Source organism: Sphingomonas parva (ex Maeng et al. 2020), assembly GCF_004564275.1.
Lineage (GTDB): Bacteria > Pseudomonadota > Alphaproteobacteria > Sphingomonadales > Sphingomonadaceae > Allosphingosinicella > Allosphingosinicella parva.
This window is the reverse complement of record NZ_SPDV01000062.1, coordinates 1-13855: the sequence shown is the minus strand read 5'-3', so window position 1 is coordinate 13855 and position 13855 is coordinate 1. Positions and strand designations below refer to the sequence as shown.

14 protein-coding genes are annotated in these 13855 nt (G+C 70.6%); 7 read left to right on the top strand and 7 right to left on the bottom strand.

What is annotated here, in order from left to right; all coding sequences use genetic code 11:
* Window positions 1-296 precede the first annotated feature (296 nt).
* The 4 genes from glgX to E2493_RS19210 form a co-directional block, all read right to left on the bottom strand.
* Window positions 297-2405, bottom strand: a complete 2109-nt coding sequence (gene glgX, locus E2493_RS19225) for a glycogen debranching protein GlgX (RefSeq protein WP_135090128.1) — start codon at window positions 2403-2405, stop codon at window positions 297-299.
* 387 nt (window positions 2406-2792) lie between these two features.
* A complete protein-coding gene (locus E2493_RS19220) occupies window positions 2793-3524 on the bottom strand; it encodes a DNA helicase (RefSeq protein ID WP_135090126.1) in 732 nt (243 codons plus the stop codon).
* Between the two features lie 289 nt (window positions 3525-3813).
* The gene (locus E2493_RS19215; protein WP_135090124.1) at window positions 3814-4737 is read right to left on the bottom strand and encodes a trypsin-like serine peptidase; all 924 of its coding nucleotides are present in this window, start codon (window positions 4735-4737) and stop codon (window positions 3814-3816) included.
* Window positions 4721-4900 (bottom strand): hypothetical protein, encoded by a 180-nt coding sequence (locus E2493_RS19210; protein ID WP_135090122.1) that lies wholly within the window; start codon window positions 4898-4900, stop codon window positions 4721-4723. The genes E2493_RS19215 and E2493_RS19210 overlap by 17 nt, the downstream gene beginning before the upstream one ends.
* 505 nt (window positions 4901-5405) lie before the next feature.
* On the opposite strand from E2493_RS19210, the gene E2493_RS19205 reads away from it, so the two are divergent.
* Window positions 5406-6056 carry a hypothetical protein gene (locus E2493_RS19205; RefSeq protein WP_135090120.1) on the top strand — a complete coding sequence of 217 codons (651 nt, stop codon included), beginning with the start codon at window positions 5406-5408 and terminating at the stop codon, window positions 6054-6056.
* Window positions 6057-6454: 398 nt separating this feature from the next.
* Here E2493_RS19205 and E2493_RS19200 read toward each other — a convergent pair whose 3' ends face one another.
* Window positions 6455-7357: an HNH endonuclease gene (locus E2493_RS19200; RefSeq protein WP_135090118.1), complete on the bottom strand. Its 903-nt coding sequence runs from the start codon at window positions 7355-7357 to the stop codon at window positions 6455-6457.
* Between the two features lie 184 nt (window positions 7358-7541).
* Here E2493_RS19200 and E2493_RS19195 point away from each other — a divergent pair, with 184 nt between their 5' ends.
* The 3 genes from E2493_RS19195 to E2493_RS21400 all read left to right on the top strand — a co-directional run bounded on the left by E2493_RS19195 (window position 7542) and on the right by E2493_RS21400 (window position 9846).
* On the top strand, window positions 7542-8258 hold the full coding sequence (locus E2493_RS19195; protein ID WP_135090116.1) for a hypothetical protein: 717 nt from the start codon (window positions 7542-7544) through the stop codon (window positions 8256-8258).
* Window positions 8259-8677: 419 nt separating this feature from the next.
* A complete protein-coding gene (locus E2493_RS19190; protein ID WP_135090114.1) occupies window positions 8678-9424 on the top strand; it encodes an NYN domain-containing protein in 747 nt (248 codons plus the stop codon).
* A 71-nt stretch (window positions 9425-9495) separates the two neighbouring features.
* Complete coding sequence (locus E2493_RS21400; RefSeq protein ID WP_225421597.1) at window positions 9496-9846, top strand: excalibur calcium-binding domain-containing protein; 351 nt, start codon at window positions 9496-9498, stop codon at window positions 9844-9846.
* 64 nt (window positions 9847-9910) lie between these two features.
* Here E2493_RS21400 and E2493_RS19180 read toward each other — a convergent pair whose 3' ends face one another.
* Window positions 9911-10765: a hypothetical protein gene (locus E2493_RS19180; RefSeq protein WP_135090112.1), complete on the bottom strand. Its 855-nt coding sequence runs from the start codon at window positions 10763-10765 to the stop codon at window positions 9911-9913.
* A gap of 174 nt (window positions 10766-10939) precedes the next feature.
* Between E2493_RS19180 and E2493_RS19175 the strand changes: the two genes are divergently transcribed.
* The 3 genes from E2493_RS19175 (at window position 10940) to E2493_RS19165 (ending at window position 12376) form a co-directional block, all read left to right on the top strand.
* Window positions 10940-11428, top strand: a complete 489-nt coding sequence (locus tag E2493_RS19175; RefSeq protein WP_135090110.1) for a hypothetical protein — start codon at window positions 10940-10942, stop codon at window positions 11426-11428.
* Window positions 11429-11690: 262 nt separating this feature from the next.
* Window positions 11691-11963 carry a hypothetical protein gene (locus E2493_RS19170; RefSeq protein ID WP_135090108.1) on the top strand — a complete coding sequence of 91 codons (273 nt, stop codon included), beginning with the start codon at window positions 11691-11693 and terminating at the stop codon, window positions 11961-11963.
* Window positions 11957-12376 carry a hypothetical protein gene (locus E2493_RS19165; protein ID WP_135090106.1) on the top strand — a complete coding sequence of 140 codons (420 nt, stop codon included), beginning with the start codon at window positions 11957-11959 and terminating at the stop codon, window positions 12374-12376. Before E2493_RS19170 ends, E2493_RS19165 begins: the two co-directional genes overlap by 7 nt.
* Window positions 12377-12806: 430 nt before the next feature.
* On the opposite strand, the gene E2493_RS19160 is transcribed toward E2493_RS19165, so the two are convergent.
* Window positions 12807-13718, bottom strand: a complete 912-nt coding sequence (locus E2493_RS19160; protein ID WP_135090104.1) for a hypothetical protein — start codon at window positions 13716-13718, stop codon at window positions 12807-12809.
* Between the last annotated feature and the right edge of the window lie 137 nt (window positions 13719-13855).

Here is a 13855-nt window from a genome sequence, read left to right as displayed (position 1 = left end):
GAGGGGGACCATGCGAAGCATGGTGGAGGGGGCCCATTGCAGGTCGCTTCGGCTATAACTCGGACGCTGGCGTGGACCCGCCCCTGGGCCGGTGTGGATGGAGGCCCCCCTCCACCACCGCCTTCGGCGACGGTCCCCCTCGTTCCTCCCTGTCCGCGCAGCGGATGGGGAGGGGGACCATGCGAAGCATGGTGGAGGGGCCGAGCAGAATTGCAGACGCTCGGCCCCTCCACCGCACTGCGTGCGGTCCCCCTCCCCACGCGCTTCGCGCGCTGGGAGGATTGGTGACAACCCCATCACGCCTCCCCCCGCCCGACGATCACCACCGCCGCCCGGTCCGCGACCTCGATCTCCTCGCCCACCGCGCGCTCCGCCCCCTCCGGATCGGCGCTGTCGACGACCAGCCGCCGCGCCAGCGCCGGCCCGGCCAGTCGGAAGGTCAGGGGCACGTGGCTGCCGTTGACCAAAAGGTCGACCGTCTCGATCCCCCCGTCCGCGGTCCGCCGCGCCCGCCGCATCACCAGCGCGCGGCCTTCCGGATTTTCCCAGTCGCCGTTCGACAGGCGGTTGCCCGCCTCGTCATACCATTCGATGTCGCCGAGCCCTTCGGCCACCTCTTCCTGGCCGTAGAGGAAACGCTCCGAGCGGATCAAAGGAGTGTCCCGCCGAAGCTTCGTCAGCCGCGCGACGAAGTCGGTCAGCGCCTCGCCCTCGTCGCTCCGCGCCCGCGCCCAGTCGATCCAGGAGATCGCATTGTCCTGGGCATAGGCATTGTTGTTGCCGCCCTGCGTCCGGCCGAACTCGTCGCCGGCGAGCAGCATCGGCGTGCCCAAGGAGGCGAACAAAGTGACCAGCATCGAGCGCCGCACCCGCCCGCGCACGTCGTTGACGCCCGCGTCCTCGGTCTCGCCTTCGGCGCCCCAGTTGCAGCTCTGGTTGTCCGAATGGCCGTCGCGATTGTCCTCGCCATTCGCCTCGTTGTGGCGCTGCTCGTAGGCGGTGAGGTCGTGGAGGGTGTAGCCGTCGTGGCTGGCGACGAAATTGACGCTCGCCCAGGGCCGCCGCGCCCGCCGGTCGAACAGGTCGCCCGATCCGGCGATCCGCGCCGCGAACTCGGGCCGCATCCCGGCGTCGCCCTTCCAGAAGCGGCGGGTCGCGTCGCGGTACTTGTCGTTCCATTCGGCGAAGCCGGGCGGGTGGTTGCCGAGCTGGTAGCCGCCCGGGCCGATGTCCCACGGCTCGAAGATCAGCTTCAAGCGCCCGAGCAAAGGGTCCTGGCGCATCACGTCGAACATCGAGGCGCCGGGATCGAAGCCGCCGTCGGGCCCGTCGCGCCCCAGGATCGACCCGAGGTCGAAGCGGAAGCCGTCGACCCGGAAGCTCTCCGCCCAGTAGCGCAGCGAATCCGCGACCATCTGCACCACCCGCGCCGAGCCGAAGTTGAGCGTGTTCCCCGTCCCGGTGTCGTTGACGCAGTAGCGCGGATTGTCGCGCTGCAGCCGGTAATAGGTCGCGTTGTCGAGGCCCCGCAGGCTCATCGTCTGGCCGAGCTCGGAGCCTTCGGCGGTGTGGTTGTAGACCACGTCGAGGATCACCTCGATCCCCGCGGCGTGCAGCCGCCGGATGGCGATGCGCAGATCGTCGTGCGTCTCGCGGCCCGGCGCGGCGTAGAGCGGCTCGGGCGCGAAGAAGGCGAGGCTGTTGTAGCCCCAGTAATTGGTCAGCCCCTTCTCGACCAGGAAGCGGTCCTTGACGAAAGCGTGGATCGGCATCAGCTCGAGCGCGGTGACGCCGATCCGCTGCAAATGCTCGATCACCCGCGGATGGGCGAGCGCGGCGAAGGTGCCGCGCTCCTCGGGCGGCACGTCTTCTAAAAGACGGGTCAGGCCGCGGACGTGCGCCTCGTAGATCACCGTCTCGCTCCACGGCGTGTTCGGCCGGACGTCGCCGGTCCAGTCGAAGGCGTCGGCGGTGACCACCCCCTTCGGCATCGCCGCGGCGCTGTCGCGCGTGTCGAACGACAGATCGGCGCGCGGCGAGCGGACGCGATAGCCGTGCAGCGCGTCGGTCCACTTCACCTGGCCGTGCAGCCTTTTGGCATCAGGATCGAGCAGCAATTTGTGCGGGTTGAAGCGGTGCCCCTGCTCGGGCGCATAGGGCCCGTGCGCGCGGAAGCCGTAGAGCAGCCCCGGCCGCGCCTCGGGCAGGTAGCCGTGGAACACCTCGTCGGTGACCTCGGGCAGCGCCAGGCGCGCCAGCTCGCGCTTCCCCGACGGATCGAACAGGCAGAGCTCGATCCGGTCGGCATGGGCGGAAAAGACGGCGAAATTGACGCCGAGGCCGTCGAACGTGGCGCCCAGCGGATAAGGAGAACCGCTCTCGAGGCGGTCCGGCAGACGGTTCAAGGGGGATCCTTCGGGCTGGTGAGACTAGAGCAAGGCATTGAAACGGAACGCGGAAGCGACCCGCCCGGCGGAAGGGATCGAAGGAGCGGCAAGGCTCGGGGGGAGCCTTGCGTTCCTTCGACCGGGCACAGGGGTCGCGGGGGCCGAACGGAAGAAGAAGCTGGGGGTTCCACGCCTCCCATTCCTCCCCAGCTTGCTGGGGGATGCGCCGGTGAGGCTCGCCCCGCGAGCCTCAGCCGTGCCGGGGGCACGGCGTGCCTGCGCATGACCGCCGCCGTGGAGCGGCGTGGTGGAGGGGCTTCACCGCCGCCTACGCCAATTCCTCCCCGGTACGGGGAATGCGCAGGTGAGGCTCGCCTCGCCATACGGACGCTCCCGCGCCCCGCTTCACACCCCCGCGAACCGCGCCTCGCCGTCGTGCAGGAAGCACGCCCGGGTGAACAGCCCGAGATCCACCGGATTGGGCAGCCGCACATCGCCCAGCTCCGGAAACCGCCGCCCGCTCGTCGCGAACGTCCGATCGATCTGCGAAAGCGCGACGACGATCGCCCCCGTGGCGCCGGCGAAGGCGCGCAGCGCCCGCACCTGCTCGGCGAGCGGCGGGTTGGAGCGCCGCTGGTCGAGCAATTGCAGATAGTCGATCACCGCCACCGCGCCGCCCCCCGAGCCCGCGCCTGCGCCGCCGAGCCGCGCGATGACGTGCTCGGCCGAGATCGCGTCGGACGTGTCGACGATCACCGGGCTCCCGTCCGGCTCGGCGCCGAGCGCGCGCAGCCGCGCGCGCACCAAGGCCTCGTCGTCCTCGAGGGTGAAGAAGAAGGCCGGCCGCCCCGCCCGCCCCGCCGCGGCGGCGAGCTCCAGCCCCATCAAAGTCTTGCCATGCCCCGGCCGCCCGCCGAGCAGCACCAGGTCGCCCGGCGCGAGCGCGGCGAGCAGGGCGCGGCCGCCATCGCCCGCCGCCGCGGCGGCCGCCGACGCCGACGCCGCAAGATGGCTCCACGCCCGGAAGCCCTCCCCGCGGGCGACCCGGTCGAGCGCGACGTGGAGAGGAACGCCGTCGGCGCGCGCGAGCAGCCGCGCCTGGCGCTTGAGACGAAAGATTGGAGCAGACAGCCGCATGGGAACCTCCTCAGTCGGGCGTGTGTCCGCAGTCCCACCTTGTGCGCATGCCCGAACGGGATGGTCCGAAGAACGAGGCGCCCCGCATGTCTGATGCTTCCCCGACGGTGGGAGGAGGCACGGGCCGTACCTTGGGGGGGAGGATAGCGGCGCGGCGGGCGGGGGACAAGGTGGCGGGCGGAGCTCCCGTCTCGGCGTCGCGAGACGCCGGGTTCATAGGAGTCCCCAAGACCGATACGCGATCGGGACGGCGACGGACGTGTCACGCCCCTCGCCGTCGTCCGGTCTCTCACGTCAGGTTCTTGACGAGATTGTAGAGGTTGATCAGCCCCTGACCGAAATAGGGTGAGTACATCGTATTGGGGTTGCTGTTGTAGCGGAAGCTGTTGAGGCCGTTGGCGTAGACCTGGCCGCCCTTCACCACCGCCCAGGGCCCACCGCTGCAGCCCCCGGTCATATTGTTGTGCATCTGGATCGGGTTGCTGCCGTTGATATAGGCGCCGACCGACTGCCACATCTCCTGCCCGTTGAACGGCGGTGCGGCCGGGTATCCGATCGATGTATAAGGTCCCTGGTTCGGCGGATAATTGGCCATCCAGCCGAGCGTGCCGGTGGTCGGGCCGATCGCCCGGTCGACCTCGAAGACGCCCATGTCGTAGCGGAAGTCGCGATCGCGGGTCCAACCGATCAGCGAATGCATGCGCGTCGCCGCCCAGCGCCCGACCGGTTCGGCGCCCTGGTGATATTGCGGGACAAACAGCACGGTCCTCGCCCAGCCGCCGGTATCACGATCGAAGATGCAATGGCCGGCCGTGAACACCGCGCGCCGCGCGATCGACCAAGCGCTGCCGACATAGTTCGAATTGCCGAAGCGCATGAACAGCTTGCCGACCGTGCAATAGGGCAGGATGCGGCGGTTCGGGACCTTGGTCGTGGTGTAGGAGGCGAGATCGACCTCGTCGTCGCCGAACCCGGCAAACGCGCCGCCGTCCTCCGGAGCGGCCGACGGCTGGTCGGCCCGTTCTCCCTCCGGCTCGGGGGATTCCTCCTCCATCTGGCGGCGTGCGTCGTCGCTAATTTCGACGGGGACCGGCTGGGCCTCGGCCATTCGCTGCTCGGTCCAATAATCCGCCGCCTCCGCCATCGCGGTACGCGCGTCCTCGGTCACCAGCGAATGGGACTGGACCTCATTGCGGTCATTCCGGCTTGCCATTTTTGTTGCCTTTCTCTCTGTCGTTACGATCGAGAGAGATCGGCCTCGCCTTTTTCATTTCCTCCTCGGTCCAGAAGTCCGATGCGGCGGCGAGCGCATCACCCTGGATTTCGCCGCTCGACGCAACGTCCTCAGGACGGGTGGGGCGCTTCTTTCTCGCCATGACGGGCTCCTGACGGGAGGTGCAAAGCCGATCTCGCGCACATCAAGCACCGGAGAGCAAGCCGATGGACGCAAGCGCCGTCGCGGGCCAGCTCTCCTGCGCAGGAGTTGGCAGAGGCGCACCGCCGATGCGCGTGACGGGCGTCACGGGGTGCAGAAAACGCGGGTGGGCCGCTGAGCCGATCAGGACGGTGGCCAGGCCGCACCTTAGGCCCGATCTGGCAGCGCCAGCCGCGTCAGAGGGCGCTTGCCCAGCAGATCAAGTAGACAGAACTCAATTCAATCGGCACAGGCGGAAACGACGGCGAGGGCGGTCCCGCGGCGGTGAAACGCCGCACGCGGCGGAGAACGAACCCAGCCTGTCCCCGGCACGCCGCGCAGGACCGCGCGCGCCACTGCGCAAACCCAAGAGTCTGCCCTCTTGCGCAGGTGCCCGGCACAAGGCAGCCTCTCCCGGTACGCCCGAAACAGGGACAATCGAGTCGGGCGCGCACAGGGGGGATTACATGAAAGGCAGAATTCTGTCGGCCGTTCTGGTCGCATCCGCGTCGCCCGCGCTCGCCCAGCAGGCGCCAATTGTCGTCATCCCGGAGGCGGCGCAGCAGGCCGTACTCCGCCAGGGCACGGAGGTGCGGATGGAGACGCTGGTCGAGCTCAACTCGAAGCGCAGCCGCGTCGGCGATCGCGTCGATCTTGAGGTCGCCGAGCCGGTGAGCCTGAACGGCCAGATCGTCATACCGGCCGGCACCCGCGGCACCGGCGAGATCACCCGACGCAAGGGTAAGGGCATGTGGGGCAAGTCCGGCAAGCTCGAGTTCCGCCCGCTCTACATCCGCTTGGGCGAGCGCCAGCTGCGCGTCTCGAGCCCGGCCACCACCCGCGACAAGGGCAAGGCCGGCACCGCCGGCGTCGTCGCCGCGGTCGCCTTCCTGCCGGTCGCCGGGTTCTTCGTGACCGGCACCTCGGCCCGGATCCCGGCGCGCACCGGGATTACTGTCCAGCTGGACGAGGACCTGCCCGTGGTGTTCGCCGCGCCCGCCGCGCCAGCGCCGTATGTGGTGCAGGCGGCGGCTCCTACGGCGGCGCCTGTTGCGACCGCATCACCGGCGACGCAGCCGGTTTCGAGTGGGTCGGGCACTAGCAGTCCCCAGAACTGACTCTCCAGGCGAAATCAATCGCTGGGTGGCACTTGGAGATCAGACCGTAGTCGAGAGCGCTGCGGGAACGTAGCCGCAGCGAGCGGATCGCGAATGGTGTCCGCTCGCGCGATAAGCGCAGCGGACGCCGCCCAATGCGCGCCAGCAGGGCCGCCGCCAGGCCGCGGCGTTGCGAGCGCGACGCGGCGGGCGGTTCCCACCACGACCCGCCACGCCAGCACCGCGAACCTCATCAGACGGGCGCCGCTTTGGGCGGGCACGCCTGCACATAATATGCTGCTCGAGTTGATCGCCGTCGGCAAGGATCAGGTCCTCCTCCGCTGCCCTTGAACGGCCGGGCAAAATTTTTATTCTAGCGGCGCTCCCCTGCGCTACGCAGACGCCGCCCCAAGCCTTTGCTATTGTTTAAAACAATGCTTTCGATGCCAGTCGATAAACTGCGGATGCGGCCGGTCGGCAGGTCGCGCTGGTAAAAGCAAGCGCCCGCTCGGATTGATAACACCGCGAATGCTGTCCGGATCGTTCGCTTGACGCGAAACTAATATCTGCATGTCCTCATCTAGTCCGATCAATCCGCGATCGAACATCCAGTGCGCGGTTCCGGAGAGTGCAAGCCCATTGCTGACGATGTCCGGACCATTCGCCTCCACCGGCTGAATGTGGGCCGCCTCCACCTCGGCACGGCCGCCGCCGTTGATCAACTTCAGCCCAGTCACGGCGCAGCGCTCGTCGTATGCGCGAAGCACAACGCGTCGAAACACGCGGTCGCGGACCACCCGGGATACGATCATCGCGACGCGCTCGCGCGCTTCCTCGGTCACGAAGGGCGCGTGTGCTTCGCGAACGAGTTGCTCAGCTTCCGGCACATCCACGCGGGGTAGCAACGGGTTCCCTTCGGCCAGCCCCGCTTCGATGATCCGGTTGAAGTCGCTCGCCGACAGCCCACGGACCGCCGCTTGCGCCCGCCCTGAGATCGCACCCGCTTCGTTCAGCAGCCCGCTTTCGATGACAGAGCCCTGGGCATCGGTGAAGTGCACCGGACTGGCAAAATCAAGATAGCTCCCGGGCTGAATCAGCGCGAGGTACATGCCCGGCGCAGACGGATCCGGGATGATCCGCTCCACCTTTGCCACCGCGAAATAGCCGCGCGTGGCCGGCACCTTTCGCGGCTCGTAATAGATGATCCAATCGCCGACGAAGGGCTGCGCACGCGAGAGGTATTGCCGCGGGAACTGGTACTGCTCGGCAGGCGTGTCCTCGTAGATTGAGTCGTGCCGATGGACGAAGACGCCGAAGGCCATGATCCCACTCCCCCACGGTTCTGAGCCGACCTCCCCGTCGGCACGGCTCATAGGGCCCGAGCTTAGCACGAATTGTGCGGTTCGCTAGATATGCGGCGAGCACGGCTGCCGCCACCATCCCCATTGTACCGTCCCCACTCCCCTGCCATCCTCCTCCCCACCGCTTCCGCACCTCCGGAGCCCGATGCCCCCCTTCGCCCTCCTCCTGCTCCTCGCCGCCGCGCCCAAGCCGCCGCCGACGCCCGAGGACCCGCTCCGCTGCGGCACCGCGCCCGGCATCGCCCAGTATCTCGAGATCGCCCCGACCATCGCCCGGCAGGGCGCGCGGCTCGCGATCACGCCGAAGCAGCATCGCGGCTACATGGGCAGCTACGACGTGCCGCTCGACTGCACGTCGGACTGGACGCTGTCCGACAGGAAGCTGGCGAAGCTCAGCAAGGACCGGCGCACCCTCACCATCAGGCCCGACGCCGCTCCCGGCGCCGTCCTGACGATCGCCTACAAGGTCCGCGGGCAGCCGGTGAGGGCGCAGGTCACCATCGTCGGCCGGGACCAGGTCGTGCTCGCCGGCACGCGCGGCCAGGTCGAGACGCGCGGCTGCGAGCGCCACGCGCCGGTGCGCGAGCTCGTCTTCACCACGGAAGGGCGCTTCTCGGTCACCTTCACGCCGTTCGAGACCTATAACGATTACTGGGGTGGCTACACCTTCGATCCGGCGACCGGCGCGATCGCCTTCACCGTCACCGGTGGCAACTACCGCCCGCCCGCGCTCGATCTCGAAGGCAGGGCCAGCCTCGATCCGGCCGGCAGCCTGGTGCTCGAGGGCGTCTATCTCGGCGACCGCTCCGGCAGCCCCGCTCCGGTCCCCGCGAAGGACGCCTGCACCTACGTCTTCCGTTGAAAGAGACAAGAAACCGCGCAGCGTATCCCACCTCCTCATACCGGCGTAGGCCAGTATCTCAGGTCGCTAAGGGCACCGCCCCAATGGGCGCGCTCCAGCAGCGCTCAGGCTAATCGCCCGGAGATCATGATGGGGCTCCGCTGGCCCCCGGCCAGCGGGATGGGGGGTCCCATCACTTTCACCGGGACGACGAGCAACGGATGCCGCTCGCTGCAGTCTCTCTCATCCTGCGCCGCCGCGCACTGAAGCCGATGGGCTGAAACCCTTCGCGCCCTTCGTGTCCTTCGTGGCTTCGTGTGCAAAGAACGATGGCGGAGCCAAATTCCGCCCTCCGCGATACCGACGCAGCGGCGCGCGCCGGATACTTCGCCGCCACCCCCCACTGGCGCCGCCCCGCCGAACCCGCCATAGCGCCTCCCATGGCCACCGAACCCCGCGCCCCCCGCCTCGCCGTCCTGATCGACGCCGACAACGCCTCGCCCCGCATCGCCCGCGGGCTGTTCGAGGAGATCGCGCGGATCGGCGAGGCCTCGGTGCGCCGCATCTACGGCGATTTCTCCTCCACCCGGCTCAAGTCCTGGACCGACCTCCTCCAGCAATATGCCATCCAGGCCCAGCAGAGCTTCGCCTACACCTCGGGCAAGAACGCGTCGGACATCGCGCTCGTCATCGATGCGATGGACCTCCTCCACTCGGGCCGCTTCGACGGCTTCTGCCTGGTCTCGTCGGACAGCGATTTCACCCGCCTCGCCGCGCGCATCCGCGAGCAGGGCGTCGACGTCTACGGCTTCGGCGAGCAGAAGACTCCGGAGAGCTTCCGCCAGGCCTGCAAGCGCTTCATCTACACCGAGAACCTGCTGCCCGAGGCGCCGGCCGCCGACGATCCGGCCGACGATCGCCCGCAGTCGGTCACCCGGCCGGCCGCGATGGCGGTGCCGATGATCCGCAACGCGGTCACCCAGCTCGAGGGAGAGGACGGCTGGGTCGCGCTCGGGCCGGTCGGCCAGCGCCTCGCCACCCTCTTCCCCGATTTCGATCCGCGCACCTTCGGCCACGCCAAGTTGCGCGACCTGGTCGAGAAGACCGGCGCCTTCGAGGTCCGCCGCACCGGCGAATTCGGAGTCCACGTCCGGGTCAAGCCAGAGGCGCCGCGCAAGCGCCGCTGATCGTTCCGATCCGGAGCCGTCTCCCCCAGCCCGACAAGGGTGCCTTTACCCGCGCCCGCCATCCTCCCCCGATGAGCTTCAGGAAGGACTTCCGGGCGCCGCCCGTCCGGCTCGGCCCGCATTATTGCGCGAAGCGCCGCCGCCGCGCCGGCAATCTGGCGATGCAGGTCCTCGCCACCGCCGCGCTCGGCGGCCTCCTCGCCGGCCTCGCCTCCACCGAGGGCGGCCGCGCCCGCCTCGCCGCCGGCCCGGCTTCGCTGGTCGAGACACGCGCCCGCCCGCCCCGGCCCGGCGACTCCTGGCCCGGCTGCAACGCCGCCCGGGAGGCCGGCAGCGCGCCGCTCTACCGCGGCGAGCCCGGCTATCGCGAGGAGATGGACGGCGACAGCGACGGCGTGGCCTGCGAGCCCTGGCGCGGCTGACCCGCACAAGCGGGTTCTCGGCGGGTGACGGGCCCGCCGCCGCCGCGCAGCCCCGCACGGCGGCTCAGCGCCGCCGCGCCTCGGCGTCCGGCGCGAGCAGACGCCAGTGGCCGTCCTCGCTCTTCTCGAACAGATCGGCGAACGCCCGCCGCGGCGCCCCTCCCTCGCCGATCCAGCCCTCGATGGTGTTGACGTAGCGGCAGCGGACGCGGCCCGCCCCTGCCGGAGCGCAGCGCAGATCGACCAGGTGCGGCTCGGCGAGATGACGCACGGCCTCGTCGTCGAAGGCGAAACGCCGGTCGACGGGCAGCAGCGCTTCCACCTCGGACCGCCGCGGCCAGGCGAGCTGCGGCGCCGCCGGGTCGGTAAGCTGGACGATCGCATAGGCCAGGTCGCCGGCCGGAAGGATCCGCATCGCACCCTCGATTCGCGCGTGGAGCCCTCCCGCCGCGCTCTCCTCGACGATCCTGATCTGCGGCCAGGTCTGCGGGTCCGCGGCGCGCCGGGCGCGAACCCGCTCGCGGGCGGCGAGCAGGGTGGCGCGCAGCCAGGGCGCAGCCGGCTGCAGGCCGAGGCCGCCGGCCAATGCGTCGAGCGTGGCGAGATCGGCCTCGAGCGTGTCGAGCCTGCGGATCAGCAGTTCGAGGCTGATCGCGCCGATCCACCCTGGCCGGTCGCCGTGGCTGCGCAGGCAGAGATGAAGCGACGCCTCGGTCACGTAGCAGCCGTGCGACCGCTGCGCCGCGAACAGCAGGGGGAAAGCGGCCCGACTGAGGCGGTCGCCGGGGTTCGTCGCGGGCTGCAGCCCGGCGGTGCCGGCGAGCGCCGCGTCGATGCGCTCCGTGCCCGGCATCGGCGCGGCCGCGGCGAGCAGCAGCGCCGCAATCACCGCCGCCGGCGCCCGCGCCCGTCGCCTCATCGTCCGCCCTCCTCGCGGCGTAGCGTCTCACGAAAGGCGCGCGCCGCCAATGGCGCTGCCGATGGCAGGGCCCAGGCGGGCTGCCGCCCGTCCCGCCGCCCCGCCCCCCGCCGAAAGGCCGATGACAGGCGCCGCGCGTCGTGCCATGTCTCGGCTTTCTTTGGGGGATCACCAATGCGTCTCGTTCTTGTCGCCGGCCTCGCCGCCACCCTCGTCGCGGCGCCGGCCGCCGCCCAGATCGCCAAGCCGACCCAGGCCGAACAGGAGGCCGCCGCCGCCGCGGTGGCCAGTGCCTGCGGCGGCGACGTGTCGAGCGACGAAGCGGCGAAGATGCCGCGCGCGGCGATTGCGGCCAAGCTCTCCTGCTTCACCCGCGAGGCGGCCAAGCGCTTCAACACCCAGCTGCCGCAGAAGGTCGACGAGGTCACCGTGCTCGAGCGGGTCAGCGCCGAGGGCACCCGGCTCACCTATCATTACACCGTCGATCTGCTCGTCGCCGATCTGCCGGCCGGCACGAGCGAGGCGATGCAGACCGGCGTCCGCGCCAACGTCTGCAAGGCGGACGACATGCGCGCCACCATGGCGCTCGGCGGCTCCTATCGCTACGTCTGGATTGATCGGAACCGGAAGCCGATCACCGAGGCGGTGGTCAGCGGCTGCTGAGGGGCGCGGGAGGCCCCGCGCTTCGCGGCGCCGGCGCCGCCTGAAAGGGGGAACAGGATGCTCGATCTCATCCTCGCCGCGGTCGCCGCTCTCCCCGCGGCCCTTTCCGGCCAAGCCGCCGGCGATCGACGTCGCCACCGGCCCGGTACGGGATCCGGACCGAGCCGCGATCGAGGCCGCCTGCGGCGAGTCCTCGAATGCGCAGCTCGCCACCCTCCCTTCGGCGGCCCGGACGCGGAGGCTCATCTGCATCAATCGGCAGGTGGCGCAGCGCGCCAACCGGCAGCTGCCGGCACCGACCGGATTCCTCGTGCTCGAGCGCCTCACCGCACAAGGCCTCGAGCTCACGTGGCACTATCGCGTCGGGCCGGACATGCCCGCCGACGCGACCGAGATATTCTGGAGGCTGGCGCGCTCCGCCGTCTGCAGCGGCGAGGAGAGGCGCGGGCTGATTGCGCTCGGCGTCCGCCACCGCATCCTTTGGGCCGATCGAGCGGACAGGACGCTCCGCGAGACGGTGGTGGACCGATGCTGAGCCGCAGAATCCGAGGCGTTCACGGCCTCCTGCTCGCCGCCGCGGCGCTGGCGCCGGCGGCGCCCGCCGCGGCCGAGCTCCCGCCTTATGTCTACGAGCGCGCCCGCGACGCCGCCGTCTCGGTGATCGTCGTCGACATCTCAAGGGTGACGGCGCCGCGCGAGGCCTTTGACGAAGCCGCCTGCACGCTCGAGGGCAAGGTCGCCGCCGTCGAGCGCGGCGACCTCCACGCCGCCGGCCGGCCCGTCGCGGTCGACCTGCCCTGCGTCGGCAGCCTCTATCAGCCGATGCCCGGCCCCTTCCCCGGCTATTCGGCCGAGGCGCTCGCGAAGGTGACGCGCGGCCGCCTGTTCCTCGACGCCCAGGGCGCGCTCGTCCGCCGCGGCTTCGACGCGCTTCCCGCCCGCGACTGACGGTCCGGCAGGCGCCGGCTGGACCGCATCGCTGCGTCATCGCCACGTCCTTCCGCTTCGGCCCGCTCCCCGGGACCGTCATTCCGGCGCAGGCCGGAATCCCGATCCGAAGAAGGCGCAGGACGCGAGGGCAGGCACCGCGGCGCGGCCGACAGGACCGTCATTCCGGCGCAGGCCGGAATCCCGATCCGAAGGAGGCGCAGGACCCGAGGGCAGGCGCCGCGGCGCGGCCGGACCGCATCGCTGCCTAATCGCCACGTCCTTCCGCTCCGGCCCGCTCCCCCGGACCGTCATTCCGGCGCAGGCCGGAATCTCGATCCGAAGGAGGCGCAGGACCCGAGGGCAGGCGCCGCGGCGCGGCCGAGCCGCTCGTGATCTTCGCCCTTTTCGTTCGAGAAGACCGCCTCGTGAGCGAGCCGGCCTCGGCGCTTCAGCGCGATCGGCCCCATCTCTTCGGCAGATAGCCGCGCCAGATCAGGAATTCGGCCACCGCTTCGGGATAGTCGCGCACCCTCTCGCCGGCCGGGCACGGCCTGGCGTCGATCCGGCAGCCCCAGTCGCTTCCTTTCGGCTCGGTCCAGGCGGCGCGCAGTCTCGCCCAGGCTTCGTCGATTCGGCCGAGCCGCGCCGCGGCGGCGAGATAGGCGGGGCAGGCGCCGCGCCGCGCGAACCACTCGCCCTGCCGGTCGAGACACGGCGGCCCGGCCCTGGCCAGGGTCTCCCGGAAGAGGCCGGCAAAGGCCGGCCGCGCACTGACGTCCACCACGCGGGTGCCGACCACGTTCAGCACCTCGGGCGGAGCGATGCTCTGCGCATAGCTGGAGAAGCGGTAGAGGAATGCATCGTCGCGCATCACCCAGTCGGCGATGCCGTCGCCGTCGAGATCGCGCGACATCTCCTCGCGGGGCGCGCCGTCCCAGCCGTCGCCCAGCGCGACGAGGTCGAAGCCGCCGGCGCGTGGCCGCACGATCGTGATCAGGGTGCAGCAATGCGCCCCGCCGCTATGATCCTGGTAGATCACGTCGGGGAGCGCGCTGCCCCGGGTCAGCCGGGCGACGCCGATCCGCCGCTCCGCATAGGGCATCGCGCTGTCGCCGCGGAGCACTGCCGGCACGCGGCCCGGCGCCTCGACCCGCACCACCGGCAGCGGCCCGCCGGCGTCATGCTCGACGGTGAGGCGGATGAGCAGGCTCCCGCTGCGATAGGTCACCGCACCGCCCTCCATCGACCAGGCGACCGAGCGGCCTTCCGCGAGCGGACGCGGGGGCGCCGCCGCAGCCCCGGCGGACACGGCGGCGAGTAGGGCGGCAAGCATCGCGGCGAGAGCGGGAATCGGCGGCATCGCGGCTCCTTCCCGGCCAAGCTAGACGGCCCGGGCGCGCGTCACCAGCGCAGCCCAGCATTGCGACCCGGAAGAGACGCGGAACCGGAGGGCAGGCGCCGCGGCGCGGTCGGGCCGCATCGCTGCGTGATCGCCAC

Coding starts and splice junctions, on each gene's coding strand:
- E2493_RS19165 (WP_135090106.1), top strand. CDS start 11,957: ATGCTGAGCCGCAGAATCCGAGGCGTTCACGGCCTCCTGCTCGCCGCC.
- E2493_RS21400 (WP_225421597.1), top strand. CDS start 9,496: ATGAGCTTCAGGAAGGACTTCCGGGCGCCGCCCGTCCGGCTCGGCCCG.
- E2493_RS19205 (WP_135090120.1), top strand. CDS start 5,406: ATGAAAGGCAGAATTCTGTCGGCCGTTCTGGTCGCATCCGCGTCGCCC.
- E2493_RS19220 (WP_135090126.1), bottom strand. CDS start 3,524: ATGCGGCTGTCTGCTCCAATCTTTCGTCTCAAGCGCCAGGCGCGGCTG.
- E2493_RS19210 (WP_135090122.1), bottom strand. CDS start 4,900: ATGGCGAGAAAGAAGCGCCCCACCCGTCCTGAGGACGTTGCGTCGAGC.
- E2493_RS19195 (WP_135090116.1), top strand. CDS start 7,542: ATGCCCCCCTTCGCCCTCCTCCTGCTCCTCGCCGCCGCGCCCAAGCCG.
- E2493_RS19215 (WP_135090124.1), bottom strand. CDS start 4,737: ATGGCAAGCCGGAATGACCGCAATGAGGTCCAGTCCCATTCGCTGGTG.
- E2493_RS19180 (WP_135090112.1), bottom strand. CDS start 10,765: ATGAGGCGACGGGCGCGGGCGCCGGCGGCGGTGATTGCGGCGCTGCTG.
- E2493_RS19175 (WP_135090110.1), top strand. CDS start 10,940: ATGCGTCTCGTTCTTGTCGCCGGCCTCGCCGCCACCCTCGTCGCGGCG.
- E2493_RS19190 (WP_135090114.1), top strand. CDS start 8,678: ATGGCCACCGAACCCCGCGCCCCCCGCCTCGCCGTCCTGATCGACGCC.
- E2493_RS19200 (WP_135090118.1), bottom strand. CDS start 7,357: ATGGCCTTCGGCGTCTTCGTCCATCGGCACGACTCAATCTACGAGGAC.
- E2493_RS19160 (WP_135090104.1), bottom strand. CDS start 13,718: ATGCCGCCGATTCCCGCTCTCGCCGCGATGCTTGCCGCCCTACTCGCC.